Annotated in this window: 17 protein-coding genes; 1 reads left to right on the top strand and 16 read right to left on the bottom strand. The window is 65.0% G+C overall.

The features are described from left to right. Nucleotides 1-42: 42 nt before the first annotated feature. Entirely contained in the window at nucleotides 43-1323 is a 1281-nt protein-coding gene (locus QCE69_RS29720; RefSeq protein WP_309934525.1) for a Zn-dependent hydrolase, read from the bottom strand. 340 nt (nucleotides 1324-1663) lie between these two features. On the opposite strand from QCE69_RS29720, the gene QCE69_RS29715 reads away from it, so the two are divergent. After that, nucleotides 1664-2368 carry a TetR/AcrR family transcriptional regulator gene (locus tag QCE69_RS29715; protein ID WP_404987555.1) on the top strand — a complete coding sequence of 235 codons (705 nt, stop codon included), beginning with the start codon at nucleotides 1664-1666 and terminating at the stop codon, nucleotides 2366-2368. A gap of 245 nt (nucleotides 2369-2613) precedes the next feature. Here QCE69_RS29715 and QCE69_RS29710 read toward each other — a convergent pair whose 3' ends face one another. The 15 genes from QCE69_RS29710 to QCE69_RS29640 all read right to left on the bottom strand — a co-directional run bounded on the left by QCE69_RS29710 (nucleotide 2614) and on the right by QCE69_RS29640 (nucleotide 16751). Then, nucleotides 2614-2937 carry a DUF4148 domain-containing protein gene (locus QCE69_RS29710; RefSeq protein WP_309927490.1) on the bottom strand — a complete coding sequence of 108 codons (324 nt, stop codon included), beginning with the start codon at nucleotides 2935-2937 and terminating at the stop codon, nucleotides 2614-2616. A 331-nt stretch (nucleotides 2938-3268) separates the two neighbouring features. Then, nucleotides 3269-3850, bottom strand: coding sequence for a HutD family protein (locus QCE69_RS29705; RefSeq protein ID WP_309935407.1), 582 nt, complete (start codon nucleotides 3848-3850; stop codon nucleotides 3269-3271). Between the two features lie 7 nt (nucleotides 3851-3857). Beyond that, nucleotides 3858-4553, bottom strand: coding sequence for a histidine utilization repressor (gene hutC / locus QCE69_RS29700; RefSeq protein WP_309925882.1), 696 nt, complete (start codon nucleotides 4551-4553; stop codon nucleotides 3858-3860). Beyond that, complete coding sequence (gene hutH, locus QCE69_RS29695; protein ID WP_309934523.1) at nucleotides 4550-6079, bottom strand: histidine ammonia-lyase; 1530 nt, start codon at nucleotides 6077-6079, stop codon at nucleotides 4550-4552. The genes hutC and hutH overlap by 4 nt, the downstream gene beginning before the upstream one ends. Nucleotides 6080-6218: 139 nt before the next feature. Beyond that, a complete protein-coding gene (locus tag QCE69_RS29690; RefSeq protein ID WP_309925879.1) occupies nucleotides 6219-6692 on the bottom strand; it encodes a GNAT family N-acetyltransferase in 474 nt (157 codons plus the stop codon). A 134-nt stretch (nucleotides 6693-6826) separates the two neighbouring features. After that, nucleotides 6827-7204, bottom strand: a complete 378-nt coding sequence (gene crcB, locus QCE69_RS29685) for a fluoride efflux transporter CrcB (protein WP_309925878.1) — start codon at nucleotides 7202-7204, stop codon at nucleotides 6827-6829. Nucleotides 7205-7259: 55 nt separating this feature from the next. After that, a complete protein-coding gene (locus tag QCE69_RS29680; protein ID WP_309925876.1) occupies nucleotides 7260-7478 on the bottom strand; it encodes a hypothetical protein in 219 nt (72 codons plus the stop codon). Between the two features lie 86 nt (nucleotides 7479-7564). Next, complete coding sequence (locus QCE69_RS29675; RefSeq protein WP_309925874.1) at nucleotides 7565-8389, bottom strand: M55 family metallopeptidase; 825 nt, start codon at nucleotides 8387-8389, stop codon at nucleotides 7565-7567. Further along, nucleotides 8386-9405: a P1 family peptidase gene (locus QCE69_RS29670; protein ID WP_309934521.1), complete on the bottom strand. Its 1020-nt coding sequence runs from the start codon at nucleotides 9403-9405 to the stop codon at nucleotides 8386-8388. Before QCE69_RS29670 ends, QCE69_RS29675 begins: the two co-directional genes overlap by 4 nt. Then, nucleotides 9402-10292 (bottom strand): glutathione ABC transporter permease GsiD, encoded by an 891-nt coding sequence (gene gsiD / locus QCE69_RS29665; RefSeq protein WP_309819600.1) that lies wholly within the window; start codon nucleotides 10290-10292, stop codon nucleotides 9402-9404. The genes QCE69_RS29670 and gsiD overlap by 4 nt, the downstream gene beginning before the upstream one ends. A 16-nt stretch (nucleotides 10293-10308) precedes the next feature. After that, on the bottom strand, nucleotides 10309-11229 hold the full coding sequence (gsiC, locus tag QCE69_RS29660; RefSeq protein WP_309819598.1) for a glutathione ABC transporter permease GsiC: 921 nt from the start codon (nucleotides 11227-11229) through the stop codon (nucleotides 10309-10311). Nucleotides 11230-11277: 48 nt separating this feature from the next. Beyond that, the gene (gsiB, locus tag QCE69_RS29655; protein WP_309925870.1) at nucleotides 11278-12837 is read right to left on the bottom strand and encodes a glutathione ABC transporter substrate-binding protein GsiB; all 1560 of its coding nucleotides are present in this window, start codon (nucleotides 12835-12837) and stop codon (nucleotides 11278-11280) included. A gap of 25 nt (nucleotides 12838-12862) precedes the next feature. Continuing rightward, the gene (locus QCE69_RS29650; protein WP_309934518.1) at nucleotides 12863-14767 is read right to left on the bottom strand and encodes a dipeptide ABC transporter ATP-binding protein; all 1905 of its coding nucleotides are present in this window, start codon (nucleotides 14765-14767) and stop codon (nucleotides 12863-12865) included. Next, complete coding sequence (locus tag QCE69_RS29645; protein WP_309934517.1) at nucleotides 14764-15759, bottom strand: isoaspartyl peptidase/L-asparaginase; 996 nt, start codon at nucleotides 15757-15759, stop codon at nucleotides 14764-14766. The genes QCE69_RS29650 and QCE69_RS29645 overlap by 4 nt, the downstream gene beginning before the upstream one ends. Further along, the gene (locus QCE69_RS29640) at nucleotides 15756-16751 is read right to left on the bottom strand and encodes a MurR/RpiR family transcriptional regulator (RefSeq protein ID WP_409017933.1); all 996 of its coding nucleotides are present in this window, start codon (nucleotides 16749-16751) and stop codon (nucleotides 15756-15758) included. Before QCE69_RS29640 ends, QCE69_RS29645 begins: the two co-directional genes overlap by 4 nt. Nucleotides 16752-16946 lie beyond the last annotated feature (195 nt).

Here is a 16946-nt window from a genome sequence, read left to right as displayed (position 1 = left end):
TGGGGTCGCGGACGGATTGATTTGCGATGACAAAAGCGTTGCTTAAGAGGCGGGTTCCGACGCGCGTTCGAGCATCGCGTGCAGGAGCACGTTGGCGCCCGACTCGATCCACTCCTGCGTCGCGTCTTCGATTTCGTTATGACTGATGCCGTCCACGCACGGCACGAACACCATCGATGTCGGTGCGACCCGCGCGAGATAGCACGCGTCGTGGCCCGCGCCCGACACCATGTCGCGATGCGAATAGCCGAAGCGCTGCGCCGCCGCGCGGACGGACGCGACACACGCGGCATCGAACTTGACGGGTTCGTAGTAGAAGATCTGCTCGAGTTCGGTCTGCAAGCCGATCTCGCCCGCAATGCGCTCGACGCCTTCGCGCAGCGCCGCATCCATGCGGGCGAGCACGGCGTCGTCGGGATGACGGAAGTCCACCGTGAAGAACACGCGACCCGGGATCACATTGCGTGAATTCGGATGCACCTGCAGCATGCCGACCGTCGCGCAGGCAAGCGGCGCATGGTCGAGGCCGATGCGGTTCACCAGATCCACCACGCGCGCGGCGCCGAGCAAGGCGTCCTTGCGGCGCGGCATCGGCGTGGGGCCCGCGTGCGCTTCCTGACCCGTCAGCGTGATCTCATACCAGCGCTGACCCTGCGCATCGGTCACGACGCCGATCGTCTTGTTTTCGGCTTCGAGTATCGGTCCCTGCTCGATGTGCAGTTCGAATGCCGCATGCAGCTTGCGCCCGCCGCATGGCTGATCGCCCGCATAGCCAATGCGCTTCAGTTCCTCGCCGATCGTCTTGCCGTCGGTGTCCTTGCGCGACAGGCCATAGTCGAGCGTAAAGGCGCCTGCGAAGACGCCGGACGCCACCATCGCCGGGGCGAAGCGCGAGCCTTCCTCGTTGGTCCAGATGACGACTTCGATCGGATGTTCGGTCTCGATGCCGCGATCGTTCAGCGAGCGGATCACTTCCAGTCCGCCGAGCACGCCATAGATGCCGTCAAAGCGGCCGCCGGTGGGCTGCGAATCGGCGTGTGAGCCGGTCATCACGGGCAAGGCGTCGAGGTTGCGGCCGGCGCGCCGCATGAACACGTTGCCCATCTGATCGACGCTCACCGTGCAGCCCGCTTCCTTCGCCCAGGAAACGATGAGATCGCGGCCTTCCCGGTCGAGGTCGGTCAGCGCCAGGCGGCACACGCCGCCTTTGGGCGTGGCGCCGATCTTCGCCATCGTCATGAGACTGTTCCACAGTCTCTCGCCGTTGACCTTGATGGATGTGTCGAGACCAGCCTCTCGAAGTGAATCCGTGACAGCGTTCATGCGACGCGCTCCTTACTATCGGCCTTCGTCTGTGGGAACCGCGCTTGTGCATGCCGCACAGTGGCGGTGCACAAGTCTGTTCTGCGATGCATGCTGCAAGCGGTGTGCTTCTTTTCGATCGAAGCACTTGTCGAATCCTGTCCGGTTGGACAGGTTGTAGCCGATTAAAATAAGCAAATCAACGTCTTTCGTGCGCAGGCGTACCAAGCGATTTGCATGCCATTGCTGTGCAGCATCGATGTGGCATGGCTCAGGCGGCGCTTTCGTCGCGATGCAGCGCGGCGTGCATGAACGGCGCAATTGAGGCACGATGCGGCACACACGAGCTCGACAATCGACGATGAGACACGACGACGCGGCACACGGCATCACCGGAAGCGAGGCCGAGACGCCCCCCTTGCGGCGGCGCAAGGCGCAGATCCGCGAGAGCAACGAGGCGCAGTTGCTGGCCTGCGCGGAGGAGGTATTTGCGGAGAAGGGACTCGAAGGCGCGAGCACCGCGATGATCGCCGAGCGCGCCGGCCTGCCCAAGGCCAACCTGCATTACTACTTTCCGACCAAGCTGGCGCTGTACCGCCGGGTGCTCGAAGACCTGTTCGAAGACTGGCATCGCGCGGCGGACACGTTCGAATGCAGCGATGATCCGGTGGAAGCGATTGGCGGCTATGTCCGCGCGAAGATGGAGCTGTCGCGACGCAGGCCGCTCGGCTCGAAGGTGTGGGCGAGCGAGATCATCCACGGCGCCCATCACATGCAGGACATTCTCAACGAGCGCGTGAAGCCTTGGCTCGACACGCGCGTGAAGGTGATCGACGGCTGGGTCGCGCGCGGCCTGCTCGCGCCGGTCGAGGCGGATACCTTCATGTTCATGATCTGGGCGATTACCCAGCATTACGCCGACTTCGATGCACAGATCCGCGCGCTCAAGGGCAAACGTGCGCTGACGCGCAAGGCCTTCGATGCGCAGACGGAGGAAGTGGTCAGGCTCGTGATTCGCGCATGCGGCGCGGTGTCGCCTGGCAATGCAGACGCAGTCGAGAAATAAAAAAAACGCCGGTCGCTCTGTAGCGGCCGGCGTTCCGGTACTGCGTGATGCTTACTGCTTGCAGCGGTAATGCTTCACTGCCTACTGCATTTCTCGCAAATACTGCTGGTACTGCCACTGCTCTTGCTTTCTGAGACTGCAACTACAACGTCAACTGCTTCTTCACCTTCAACTGCCACCTCAGTTGCTACATCAACTGCACCTGCTCTTCAACGCTGCTGGCCCGGCGCATCCGCCGGGTCGAATCAGTGACCGAAGTAGACCGAGTTGCGATCCGACATCGACACATTGGCGCGCGCTGCACCGTTCGCAGCACCCGACTGCGAGGTACCTGCGGTCGAAGCGCCATAAGCCGTCTGGCCGTCTTCGGCGTTCACGCGGGCTTGTGCTGCTTGCAGTTGCTGCGGATAGTTCACGCGGTCTTGCGACGGGTTGTAGCCGGCCTTTTCCAGTTGAACCAGTTCGGCGCGGACTTGAGCGCGGGTCACCGGCGCATTGCTTTGTGCAAACGCGAAGCTCGGAGCAGCAAGAGCAGTGGCGATGACGAGCGCGGGAACGAATGCCTTGATCATGATGAACCTCCAGATTGTCTTGTTTTGAAATCGAAACCGAATCGGAAGCTAATTAAGTCGTTTCAGATTTGTTTCGCTTGAAGACAGTGTAGGAGGCATGCAACCTAGGGGAAACCCCGATTTCAACGAAACTTATTTGTTCTTATTGCAATAATGCGTTCCTTCAGGTTAGAACGCCGACGGCAGCCCAAGTCGTGCTGGCCCGCTCCATCTTATTGATTTCAATGTGTTTTTTAAGAAATAAGCCGTACCTTGCCCGCTATCCCGCGGCAACGAAGCGAAAACGTCAGTGCGCATAGGCCAGCCAATCGCCATCTTCCTGACAGCTTCAACTGGCCTTCGCGCGATCCCGATTCAAGTCGATACCGATATGCAGCCACCCCGCCTCGTCCTGCGCGATGCACGCTGCCGGTTGATCGAGCCGCATCGTGTCGCCTGAATGAAGCGTGAGACAAGCGCCATCGGCAAGCGCCATGTCGATCTGTCCGCTCACGCAAAAGACGAACGTCACATCATGCCCACACTCGATCGCATGCGTGCCCCGCAGGGCCTCGACAGTCGCGCGCGCGAGATCGCGACGCACCATCACGTTGAAATCGCGCGTCGGACCGTCGATCAGCGTCGCCTGAATCGCTGTCTCGCCCGCAAAGCGCGCCATGGCCAGCGGCCGGTCGAGCACATGCATCGCACCGCCCGCTTCCGCGAGCCGCATGCCTGCGCCATCGAGCAGCACGAGCACCCGATCGACGCCCGCAAACGAAGAGAACGCGCCATCCAGCGCCACATCCGCGAGCGAAAGACGCCACGCGAACCCATCCAGCGACGCGCCCTGCGGCCCCGTCGCGATTTCGCGCGTCATCCCGCCGCCGTTCTTCCACGGCTGCGGCACGAGCGAAGCTGCACGAATCATCATGAATTCAGAAGTGTCCGGTGAACTGATAGCGGTCGCCGGGATGCCAGAGGTTGGCCACGGACGCCACTGCGTCGCGCGACCAGGTGCGCCGGTGCAGCAGCAAACAAGGCGCGTGCTCTTTCATCGCGAGCGCAAGCCGGATCTCCGCCGACGGCACCGACGCCTCGATCCGATACTCCACGCGCTGCAACGGCGCCGCGCTCATCAGGTACTGGTTAGGCGTGATCGTCGTAAAGTCCTGACGCGCATATTCCGGCGCAAGCACGGGATTCACGTAACGTTCTTCGAGCTGCACGGGCTCGTCGTTTTCAAGATGCAGCACGCGCGAATGGAACACCGGACTGCCGAGCGCAAGCTGCATCTCGGCGGCCAGCTGTTCGTCGACGATGGACGCCCCCAGATGCAGCACCTGCGCACGATACGCATGCCCGCGCGCGGCAATCTCGTCCGAGATGCTGCGGATTTCCACGAGCGTCGACGCATATTTCGGCTGCGCGACGAAGGTGCCCGCGCCTTGCACGCGCGTGAGAACCTGCTCGGCGGTCAGCTCGCGCAGCGCACGGTTGACGGTCATGCGCGCCACCTTGAACTCCCGCGCGAGCTCGTTCTCGGAGGGCACCTGATCGCCCTCGCGCCACTCGCCCACATGGATGCGCCGGAGAATGTAGTCCTTGATCTCCTGATACGCAGGCGTGCTCATGCCACCTGTTCCGACGCGAACGCAAACGGGCTGTGCCGTGCAATCGCGCCCTGCTGCACGAGCGTGGCGATCGCCGCGATGTCCGGCGCGAAATAACGGTCGAGATCGTAATGCGGCACGTGTGCGCGCAAGGTCTCCATGACTTCGAGCAATGGCGCGCTGGTGCGATGCGGCGCGCGCAGATCGACGCCCTGCGCCGCGGCCAGCAGTTCGATGGCGAGGATGTTGGCCGTGTTGCTGGCGATATCGCCGAGCTTGCGCGCGGCGAAGGTAGCCATCGAGACGTGGTCTTCCTGGTTGGCGGAAGTCGGCAGCGAATCGACCGATGCCGGATGGGCCAGCGTCTTGTTCTCCGACGCCAGCGCCGCCGCCGTCACGTGCGCGATCATGAAGCCCGAGTTGACGCCGCCGTCGCGGACCAGGAACGGCGGCAGCCCGGAGAGCGTGGCGTCGATCAGCAGCGCGATGCGACGTTCCGCCAGCGCGCCGATTTCAGCGGCGGCGAGCGCGAGATTGTCGGCGGCGAAGGCGACCGGCTCCGCGTGAAAGTTGCCGCCCGAGAGGACTTCCCCGGTGTCGGGGAAGATCAGCGGATTGTCCGAGACCGCATTCGATTCGATCAGCAGCACTTCGGCCGCATGCCGCATCTGGTCGAGACACGCGCCCATCACCTGCGGCTGGCAGCGCAGGCTGTACGGGTCCTGCACCTTCTCGCAGTCCGCGTGCGACAGATTGATGCCCGAGCCCTTCAGCAGCGTCCGATACGCCGACGCCGCCTCGATCTGCCCGCGATGCCCGCGCAGTTCATGAATGCGCGCATCGAACGGCACGACCGAACCCGCCGCCGCATCCACCGACAGCGCGCCCGCGACCAGTCCGGTGCGGAACAGGTCCTCGATCGCGAACAGGTTATGCAGCGCGAGCGCCGCCGACGCCTGCGTGCCGTTGAGCAGCGCGAGGCCTTCCTTCGCCTGCAGCGTCAATGGCTTGAGACCGGCGGCCGCAAGACCGTCGGCGGCCTGGGCGCGCTCGCCGCGGATCGTCACTTCGCCGAGCCCGAGCAGGGCCGTCGACATATGCGCGAGCGGCGCGAGATCGCCCGATGCGCCGACCGAGCCCTTCACCGGAATGACCGGCAGGACGTCGGCGTTGAACAGCGTGACGAGCGCCTCGATGACCTCGCGGCGGATCCCCGAATGCCCGCGCCCGAGACTCGACAGCTTGAGCGCCATCAGGAGGCGCACGACGGGACGCGACATTGGCTCGCCGACGCCCACCGCATGCGACAGCACCAGATTCTTCTGCAGCAGTTCGAGCTGATCGGCGGGGATATGCGTGTTGGCGAGCCGCCCGAAGCCCGTATTGATGCCGTAGGCCGGATCGCCCTTTGCGGCGATCGCCGCGACGGCGCGCGCGCTGGCATCGATGGCGCCGAAGCTCGCGGGATCGAGCTCTAGCGTGTCCGAGCCGCGCGCGATGCGGCGCAATTGTGGCAAGGTCAACTGGCCGGGCGTGAGCATCATCATGATTCGTCCTGTCTATACAAGTTGGGCTCAAGTCTAAACGCAGCACGAGCCCGCGACAAGATCGAAACACGGGACATGCGGGATTCCACCAATCCTGCGGCAAGCAGAATCCGCATGTTGTCTATACATTTTCAGTCAGTCAAAGCACTTTTTCCATGACGTACTGGATGAAGCGCTCATCGCGCACGACCACGGCGCGCGCCAGCAGCATCGTGAAGCCGCAATATTCGAAGAACGGCTTCGCCGTGATGCTGGAATAGGTGTGCAGGCAGGTGATGCCGCACTCGTCGGCCTCGGCCTCGATCCGCGCGAGCAGCGAGGTCCCGACGCTTTGGCGCTGATATTTCGGATGGACGAACATCATGTCGATCAGGCCGTTCTTTTCCAGATCCGCGAATCCGGCGATGTCGCCATCGACCAGCGCCACCCAGGTCGGCCGGCTCGCGCGGGCGAGTTCCCATTCGTCGCGATCGACTTGCACCCATGCGTCGATTTGCGCCTGGTTGTAATCGGCCGAGGCTGTTTCGCGGATCGAATGCTGGAACAGCTCGATCACCGCCGATAGGTCACTCGGCTGATAGGGCCAGACTTCGATGAGCGGGAACCCTGCCATATCTTTACCTTCCTGCTTTCAAGAGTAAAAAAATCATTGCGTCAGCTGCATGCGCGGCCGGCGTGGAGACGCGGCGCGCAAACGTTTGACCTGATGCGTGTGAGAGGACGGCGACGGTAATGACACGCGTCGTGTCAGGTGGCCACGGCGACCGTCGCGATGCCGAGCGCGGTCATGAGCAGCGAGGCGCCCACGTGCAGGGCGATCTCGGTGAATGCCCAGCCGAGCCGTCCTTGCTGAAGATGCGCGACCACTTCGGCGGAAAACGACGAGAACGTCGAAAGTCCGCCCATCAGCCCGGTGATGATGAAGAGCCGCCATTCCACCGGGATATCGGGGAAGCGCGCGAAGACCGCGACTGCCACGCCGATGATGTAGCCCGCGATGACGTTGGCCGCGAACGTGCCGAGCGGCAGGTTCGGAAAGACAGCGTTGAGACGCAGGCTCAAGACCCACCTGAGCAGCGACCCCAGGCCGCCGCCGATTCCCACGGCGATGATCGACAGATACATGTCAGTTGAACCGCTTCGATGTTGTTTGGATGGTGCGATGGCTGCGCGGGCAGACTCATGCCGCGCCGGCAAGCCGCCCGATCAGCGCGTCCCGGCTCGGCTCGACGATCCATCCGTCGCGGTGCCGCACGTGCGCGGCCCACGTGCCGTCGCGCCGCTGTTCCCAACTGCCGGCGTCATGACCGTCGATGAACAGCGAGCCGCGCGCCGCGACCTGGGGCGCGGCGGGATCGAGGGTTTCGTCGTCGTTGTGTTCGAGCTTCACGTCGTGCATGAGGGTCGCCTGCGATGTGCGTCAAGGGTAGCCAGTCCTACGGCGGGCTCCATTCTAGCGACAGACCACCCGATCCGTTAAGGCGCTTAACGTAACATGAAGGACATTGCCGAAAGGCAATTTAATGTGCGCACCACATGTTCGATGCAGGGCGCATCGAAAGCGAGCGTGACGGCATCGATGCGTTCAAGCGCAGGCCACTGGCCGAAGAGATCGGCGTAGGCGCTGCTCTGCGCGCGCAGTTCACAGCGATGCTCAGCGCGTGAAAGCTTGGGCATCCGATCAAGCGAAGCCGCGCCTTCGATAGTCTCGCGCGCCGCGAGCTGGATCGCCTCGCAGGCGGCTGTGGGCGTTTCAGTCACGCCGCTCGAATAGCCGTGCGCGGTCTTGACGCACAGGAAGCGCGCGCCGGGAAACACCGGCAGCGTTTCGGCGCCGAATACGTCGTCGCCGGTGAGCAGCGCGACACGTGCGCCGCGTTCCTCGGCGAGCCGGCCATACAGGCCCGCTTCGCCGGTTTCCTCGCCGTCGAGCGTGACGCGCGCGAACGCCGCGCTGTTAATGGTGTGCGCGAGAATGCCGCGGCTTTGCGCACGCGCGTGATAGCCGATCATGAACACCACATCGGGCGTGGCTTCGAGACCCGCCATCATGCCGAGCGTACGCGGCTTGCCGAGCACGAGGCGCACGCGCGGATCGAACAGGTCGGGCAGCAGATTGCGAAAGCCGCCATGCGAATCGTTGATCCATACCTGCGTCGCGCCGCCTTCGAACGCACCGAGCGCGGCCGCGTTGGCCTCGCGGGACATCCAGCGGCGCGCCTGCTCGTACTCGCCGTTGCCGGCGCGCACCTGCTCCGGATGGAACACGCCCGCGATGCCTTCGATATCCGTCGAAATAAGGACTTTCATGATCGCGCCTGCAAAGCTTCGTTGAGCGAGACACGCCGATGGCCGTCGCGCCCGGTGACCGTCTGCGCACTGAACAGCGCGTCGAGAATGGCCTGCTCGATGCTGTCGGCGGCGGCCTGGAACAGCGGGTCGAGCGCGGCGTCGGCGAGCAGCGGCGGCACGTTCACGTAAGCGGCGTCGTGTGGCACGGTATAAGCCGTCGAGAAGGCCAGCGCGATGTCGCCGCTGCCATGTCCATAAACCGAACCGGTGCGCGCGAGGCCCGCCGCCGCGCGCTGCGCGAGCCGCCGCAACTGGCGCGCATCGAGCGGCGCGTCGGTGGCGACGAGCATGATGATCGAGCCCTGCTCGGGCTGTGCTTTCGCATCGCCGTGCAACTCGCGGCCGAGCGCCACACCGTCGATGGTCAGTTGCGGCAAGCGGCCGAAATTGGCGAGCACGAGCGCACCGGTCGTGTAATCGCTTGCCTCGACGCGCGCCACGCGCGACGCCGTGCCGATGCCGCCCTTCAGTTCGAAGCACGACATGCCGCGCCCCGCGCCCACTGCGCCGCGCTCGAACGTGGCGCTGCAGGCATCGCGCGCGCTGCCGTAATGCGCTTCGTCCACGGCAAGCGCCTGCAAGTCGTTGAGATAGCTGTCGTTGCATTCGAGCACGAGCGGATTGACGCTCGGCTCCTCGCGCCCGATGCGCGGATTCGCGCGAATCGCCGCGCGAATCTGCGCATTCGCGACCGTGCCGACGCCGAACGTGTTGGTCAGCGCGATGGGCGTTTCCAGCACGCCGAGTTCTTCCACCTGAACGAGTCCGATGCTCTTGCCGAAGCCATTGATGACGCAGACGCCGGCGGGCGTCTTCGCGCGGTACGGATTGCCGGGATGGGTACGCAATACCGTGACGCCGGTCTGGATCGCGCCTTGATCGAGCGTGCAATGACCGACGCTTACGCCGGCGACGTCCGCGATGCTGCCGTGCGCGCCGGTCCGCAACCTGCCGATATGCGGTGCCTGCATCATGGCCGGTCGAGCTTCGGATCGAGCGCGTCGCGCAGGCCGTCGCCGAGCAGGTTGAAGGCGAGCACCGTGAAGAAGATGGCCAGGCTAGGGAAGATCGCGACGTGCGGCGCCATGGCCATGTCGGCGCGTGCTTCGTTGAGCATCGCGCCCCACTCGGGCGTCGGCGGCTGCGCGCCGAGGCCGAGGAACGACAGGCTGGCGGCAGTGATGATCGACGTGCCGATGCGCATCGTGAAGTACACGACCACCGATGAAATCGTGCCCGGCAGGATGTGCCGCGCGAGAATCGTCCAGTCCGACGCGCCGATGCTCCGCGCCGCCTCGATGTAAGTCAGATGCTTGAGCGCGAGCGTGTTGCCGCGCACCAGCCGCGCGAACGCGGGAATGCTGAAGATCGCGACCGCGCACACCACGTTCACCATGCCGTTGCCGAGAATCGCGACGACGCCGATGGCAAGCAGAATGCCCGGAAACGCGAACAGCACGTCGGCGACGCGCATGACGATGCGGTCCCACCAGCCTTCGTAGTAACCGGCGAGCAGCCCGAAGAAGGTGCCGATGACCGCGCCGATCACGACCGACAGCAAGCCTGCCGTCAACGAGATGCGGCTGCCGACGAGGATCCGGCTCAAAATATCGCGCCCGAGCGAATCGACGCCGAGCCAGTGCGCCGCCGAAGGACCCGCGTTGAGCGCGTCGTAGTCGAAGTAGTTCTCCGGATCATAGGGCGCGATATACGGCGCGATGATCGCGATCACCACCAGCAGCAACACGAACCCCGCCGCGATCAATGCAACATGCTGCCGTTTGAACTTGCGCCAGAATTCGCGCCACGGCGTGCGGATCTCCTGCGCGGCATTCACTGCGCTTTCTGCGGTCGCGCTCATGCGGTCCTCACTTGACTTACTTGAAACGGATGGTCGGGTTGATGACGGCGTACAGCACGTCCACGACCAGATTGATCACGATGAATTCGAGCGAAAACAGCAGCACTTCCGCCTGGATCACCGGGTAGTCGCGCATCTCGACGGCATCGACGAGCAGCCGTCCGAGCCCCGGCCAGTTGAACACCTTCTCGACCACGATCGAGCCGCCGAGCAGGAAACCGAATTGCAGGCCCATCATCGTGACGACCGGGATCATTGCGTTGCGCAGGCAGTGCTTGACGATGACCATCGGCTCGTGGACGCCCTTCGCGCGCGCGGTACGCACGAAGTCCTCGCCCAGCACCTCGACGAAGGACGCCCGCGTGAAGCGCGCCATCACCGCCGCGACAGCCGCGCCCAGCGTGATGGACGGCAGCACGTAGCCCTTCCAGGTGCCGTCGCCGACAATCGGCAGCCAGCCGAGCTTCACCGAGAAAATCTCGATCAGCAGCATGCCGAGCGCGAACGCCGGAAACGAAATGCCTGAGACGGCGAGCGTCATGCCGAGCCGGTCGGGCCAGCGATTGCGCCACACCGCCGAAACAATCCCGATCGCCATGCCGAAGATCACGGCCCACACCATGCTCGCGAGCGTGAGCCAGAGTGTCGGCATGAAGCGCTCGGCGATTTCCGTCGACACCGGCCGCTTGCTGCGCGTCGAGGTGCCGAAGTCGAACTGCACGATCTTCCCGAAGAAGCTCACCAGTTGCTGCGGCAGCGGCTTGTCGAGGCCGAGATCGGCGCGCACCAGCGCAACGGTCTGTGCGTCGGCTTCGGGGCCGGCGGCGAGCCGCGCCGGATCGCCCGGCAGCATGTGTACGAAGAAGAACACCAGCACCGCGACGATGACGAGCGTCGGCAGCAGGCCGAACAGACGCTTGACGAGGAAAGTGAGCATCGTTTTGAGTGAGAGAGCGGCCGGGCGGCGAAGCCCGGCCACGGGCCATTACTTGAGCGCGATCTCGTCGAAGCTGAACGAGCCGTCAGGCATCACGTACGCGCCGGACAGACGCTTGCTGTGCGCGTACACCACCTTCTCCGTGACGAGGAAGATCCACGGCGCATCGGTCCAGATCTGCTTCTGCGCGTCGGCGTAGAGCTTCGCCTTCTCGCCGCGATCGGTCGTGGCGAGCGCTTTCGCGAGATCGTCGTCGACCTTGTCGTTCTTGTAGTACGCGGTGTTGAAGAGCTTCGGCGGGAAGGACGAGCCGCCCAGCAGCGGCGAAATGGCCCAGTCCGCTTCGCCCGTCGACGACGACCAGCCGATGTACAGCATGCGCACCGGCGCCGTCTTCGGATCCGGCGCGCTCTCGACACGCTGCACCCGTTGCCCTGCCTCGAGCGCTTCGACCGTCGTCTTCACGCCCACTTGCGCGAGCTGCTGCTGCACGAACTGGATGATCTTCTGCGCGGTCGTGTGGTTATAGCCGGACCAGAGCGTGGTCTCGAAGCCGTTCGGATAGCCCGCTTCCTTCAGCAGTTCGCGCGCCTTCGCGGGATCGTATTTCCAGGGGCCGAGCTTGGTCGCGTAATCGACGCCCGGCGGCACCACGCCTTCGGCCGGCACCGCGTAGCCCGCGAACGCGACCTTCACGAGCGCTTCCTTGTTGATGGCGTAGTTGAGCGCCTCGCGCACCTTCGGATTGTCGAACGGCTTCTGCAGCACGTTCATGCTGACGTAGCGCTGGATGATCGACGGCGCCGCAACCAGGTCCACCTTCGGGCTCGCCTTGAGCGCGGCGGCCTGCTCGAACGGAATCGAGAACGCGAAGTCCGCTTCACCGGTCTGCATCAGCGCGGCGCGCGTGTTGTTGTCCACCACCGGCTTCCAGTCGATCATGTCGATCTTCGGCAAGCCCTTCTTCCAGTAGCCGGCGAACTTCTTCACCTTCAGGTCGTCAGTCTGCTTCCATTCGACGAACTCGAACGGCCCCGTGCCGACCGGATGGAACGCAATCTCCTTGCCGTACTTCTTGAGCGCGGTCGGCGAGATCATCACCGCCGACGGATGCGCCAGCACGTTGATGAACGCCGAGAACGGAATCTTCAGCGTGATCTTCACCGTGTACGGGTCGATCACTTCAGTCTTCTCGATCTTGTTGAACAGGTTGTAGCGCTTGAGCTTGTTGTCCGGATTCGTGACCCGGTCGAACACGGCCTTCACCGCGTCCGCGTTGAAGTCGGTGCCGTCGTGGAACTTGACGTCGTGGCGCAAGTGGATCGTGTAGACCTTCGCGTCCGGGCTCGCCTCGTAGCTGGTGGCGAGCACGTTCTGGATCTTCATGTCCTTGTCGAAGCCGAACAGCCCCTGGTAGAAGGACTTCGCCACCGCCTGCGAGAGCGTGTCGTTGGCGTCGTACGGATCCATCGTCGTGAAGGTCGAGGCGACGGCCATCACGGCGGTGCTTTGCGCATGCGCCGCCGTGACCGGGCCGAGCGCGGCGAGCGTCGCGAAGGCGCCGGCTGCAATCAGCGCGCGCAACGAATGAGGACGAGAGGACGGCATCGGTTGACTCCTTGTTGAAGTGCTTTTAGTAAGCGCCGCCCACGTGATGCTCGGCGACAAAGTGGTCTGGTCCGACCGCAACCAGTTTCGCGACTACGGGTTCGTCTCCGAGCGCGCGGATCGGGCTCGGGATTTCATCGGCGGCGAGCATGCGCTGCGCATGGCGGCGCGCGGGATCGGCCACCGGCACCGCGCTCATCAGCTTTCTCGTATAGGGATGACGCGGCGCCTCGAACACGGCGGCGCGCGGCCCGATCTCGACGATCTGCCCCAGATACATCACCGCCACGCGATGGCTCACGCGTTCGACCACGGCCATGTCGTGCGAGATGAACAGATACGCGACGCCCAGTTCCCGTTGCAGATCGAGCATCAGATTGACGATCTGCGCGCGCACGGAAACATCGAGCGCGGAGACGGATTCATCGGCGATCACGACCTTCGGATTCAGCGCGAGCGCGCGTGCAATGGCGATGCGTTGCCGCTGTCCACCCGAGAATTCGTGCGGATAGCGCTGCGCGGCTTCTGGCGGCAAGCCGACCTTGTCGAGCAGCCAGTCCACGCGCGCCTGCGCTTCGCGGCCGCTCGCGACGCCATGCACCAGCAGCGGCTCCATCACCGAGAAGCCCACCGTAAGACGCGGATTGAGCGAGGCGAACGGGTCCTGGAAGATGAACTGGATATTGCGCCGGAGTGCCTGAAGTTCGTGCCCTTGCAGCTTGCTGATGTCGCGTCCGTCGAATTCGATGGAACCGCTCTGGCTTTCCACCAGCCTGAGCAGCGAGCGCCCGGTGGTCGACTTGCCGCAGCCCGATTCGCCGACGAGCGCCAGCGTCTCGCCCGGGCGCAAGTCGAAGCTCACGCGTTCGACCGCATGCACCGCCGCCGTCGTGCGCCCGAACAGGCCCGTCTTCACCGGGAAGCGCGTGACCAGGTCGCGCACGCGCAGGATGGGCGGCGTGGCCTGATCGACGGCGGGTTGGGTCTCGTGTTCCACCGCCGCCGAAGGGCGCAACGCGCTTGCATCGTCGGGCGCGGCTTCCACCGGCGCGACTTCGAGGATCGGGAACTTGGCCGGACGGTCGGTGCCGTGCATCGCGCCCAGCGTGGGCACCGCGGCAAGCAAGGCCTTCGTGTACGGGTGCTGCGGCGCGTGGAACAGCTGGTCGGAATCCGCCTCCTCCACTTTTTCGCCGCGATACATCACGAGCACGCGATCCGCCACTTCGGCGACCACGCCCATGTCGTGCGTGATGAAGATCACGCCCATGTTCATCTCGTCCTGCAAACCGCGCACGAGTTGCAGGATCTGCGCCTGGATGGTCACGTCGAGCGCAGTGGTGGGCTCGTCGGCGATCAGCAGTGCGGGCTTGCACGAGAGCGCCATCGCGATCATCACGCGCTGGCGCATGCCGCCCGACAACTGGTGCGGATAGCGCGCGAACACGCGTTTCGATTCGGGAATGCGCACGAGATCGAGGAGGCGCAGCGCCTCCGCGCGAGATTCGCCGCGGCTCTTGCCCTGATGCAGCGCAATGGCTTCCGCAATCTGGTCGCCGACCGTGAAGACCGGATTGAGCGAGGTCATCGGCTCCTGGAAGATCATCGCGATGTCGGCGCCGCGCACGCCGCGCATCGTCGCCGAGGAAGCCTTCGCGAGATCCAGCACCTGGCCGTTGCGCCGCCTGAAGTCGATGCTGCCCGCCGAGATCCGCCCGCCGCCATGCTCGACGAGCCGCATCAGCGCAAGCGACGTCACCGACTTGCCCGAACCCGATTCGCCGACGATCGCCAGCGTCTCGCCACGGTCGACGGCGAACGATACCTTGCGCACGGCCTCGACGGTGCGCGCACGCGAGCGGAACGACACCGACAGATCACGCACGTCGATGACGCGCGAACCGGGAAGCGTGTTGGCCGTATCGATCATCGGTAGATCGCCGTGACGGGCGCTTCACCGACGCGCGCGTAGCCGCGATACATGCCCTCGGTGTTGAACGGCAGCACGACGTTGCCGCGCGCATCGACGGCGACGAGACCGCCGCGTCCTTCGATGCGCGGCAGCTTGTTCATCACGACATCGTGCGAGGCTTCGTCGAGCGACACGCCGCGATATTCCATTTGCGCCGCCACGTCATACGCCGCGAGCATGCGGATGAACATCTCGCCCGTGCCGGTGGTGGACACGGCGCAGGTGGCGTCGCTGGCGTAGCAGCCCGCGCCGATCAGCGGCGCATCGCCGACGCGGCCCGCCTGCTTGTTGGTGATGCCGCCCGTCGACGTCGCCGCCGCGAGGTGGCCGTGCGCATCGAGCGCGACCGCGCCGACCGTGCCGAACTTCTTCGCCGGATCGAGCGGATCGTCTTCGCCCGGCGCGTCCTGTATTTCAGACGCACCCGCGAACGCAAAGGTCGCGGCGTCGTGATCGAGCATCGTGCGCGAGGTGCCCCGCGCCTTGAGCCATTGCTGATGGCGCGCCTCGGTGTAGTAGTACGACGGCTCGACGAATTCCAGCCCCTGCGCCGCCGCGAACGCTTCCGCGCCCGCTGCCGTGAACATCACGTGATCGCTCACCTCGAGCACGCGGCGCGCGGCCAGCACCGGATTCTTCACGCGCGTCACGCAGCTGACCGAACCGGCTTCAAGCGTCGCGCCGTCCATCACGGAAGCATCGAGTTCATGCGTGCCCGCCGCCGTGAACACGGCGCCGTGGCCGGCGTTGAAGAGCGGACAGTCTTCAAGCAGGCGCACGGCCTCGGTGACTGCGTCGAGCGCGCTGCCGCCCCCGGCGAGCAGGCGCTGGGCCGCGCCCAGGATCTCGTTGAGCGCGGCGTGATAGCGCGCTTCGGCGTCGGTGTTCATCGCGCTGCGCACGATGGTGCCTGCGCCGCCGTGAATGGCGATGACGGGGATGGCGTTCATGATTCGCGCGGTTCCGTTTGAAGATGTCGCTTTGACGTGGCGGGCCGGCTGGCCCGCAGCCCCGGCGTTTCGTTCGACGCCGACGGCACCGGCGGCACGACGAGCCAGGGCAACACGAATTCGGTCAGACCCGATGCGGCCTCCACCGAGCGCTTCGCCCGGTGCGCGACCGCATCGCACAATGCTTCGATGACGGCCAGCACCGCCGTATCGCAATTCGCCGCAAGCCGCCGCTCGGCGCGGATCGCGAGCACGAGATCCGCCACTTGCGCGAGCGGCGAGGCGGCATGATCCGTCAGCGCGATCACGCGCAAGCCGTGAGCGCGCGCGCGCCGCGCCAGCGTGATGGTGTCGTCCACGTAGCGCGGGAATGCAATCGCCACGAGCACGTCGCCGGGCGTCGCGGTGAACAGGCGGCGCGCCGCGTGCGACGGTCCGCCCATCAGCGCCAGCGACTGCACGTTCGCGCAATACGGCGTGAGGCCGTGCTCCATCAGTCCGGCGAGGAACGCGCTCGCGCCATAGCCCAGCACGAACACGCGCGGCGCGGCGAGGATGGCGTCCACGATGGTCTCGGCAGTCGCGGCATCGACGGAGGTTTGCGCCAGATGCAGGTTCGCCGCCGCCTGCGCCAGCGACGCGTCGAACACGTCGGCGGCGCTCGCGGGCTGTTCGAGCGCGGTCCGCAGCCGCTCGACCGGCGCAATCGTCGCCTCGAAGCCGCGCACCAGCGCCTCGCGAAACGCCGGATAGCCGGAGAAGCCGAGCGCGCGCGCGAAGCGGTTCGCCGTCGCCACCGATGCGCCCACCGCGCCCGCCAGTTCGTCGATCCGCATGGTCGCCGAACGGAACAGGTTGGCCAGCACGAAAGCCCCCATGCGCCGGTGGATCGGCGTGAGCGTCGGCATGGCCGCGGTGATGCGCGCGGCGATCAGATCATCGGCATGAGCCGTTGTCTGCATGTGAGCGGGGACTGACTGCGTTCGGGACATGGAGCGCGCGAGTTCGTTGCCAGTGAGCGATGAAAGTATATTTACTCGAAAAACTCGCCAAAAAAAATTCATTTTCATCGAACTCGGGTTTTCCGGGAGGCTTTGTCACCGCTCCCCCAGGAACCGCGGTTCGGCCCTGTCCGATGCCCCCGCCTCGCGCCTTCATGCACAATACGGGGCCAGACGCGCTGCAAG

Origin of the sequence: Caballeronia sp. LZ032 (assembly GCF_031451315.1) — a bacterium.
Taxonomy (GTDB): Bacteria; Pseudomonadota; Gammaproteobacteria; order Burkholderiales; family Burkholderiaceae; genus Caballeronia.
The sequence above is the reverse complement of the archived record's forward strand: the minus strand, read 5'-3'. Positions and strand labels throughout refer to the sequence as shown.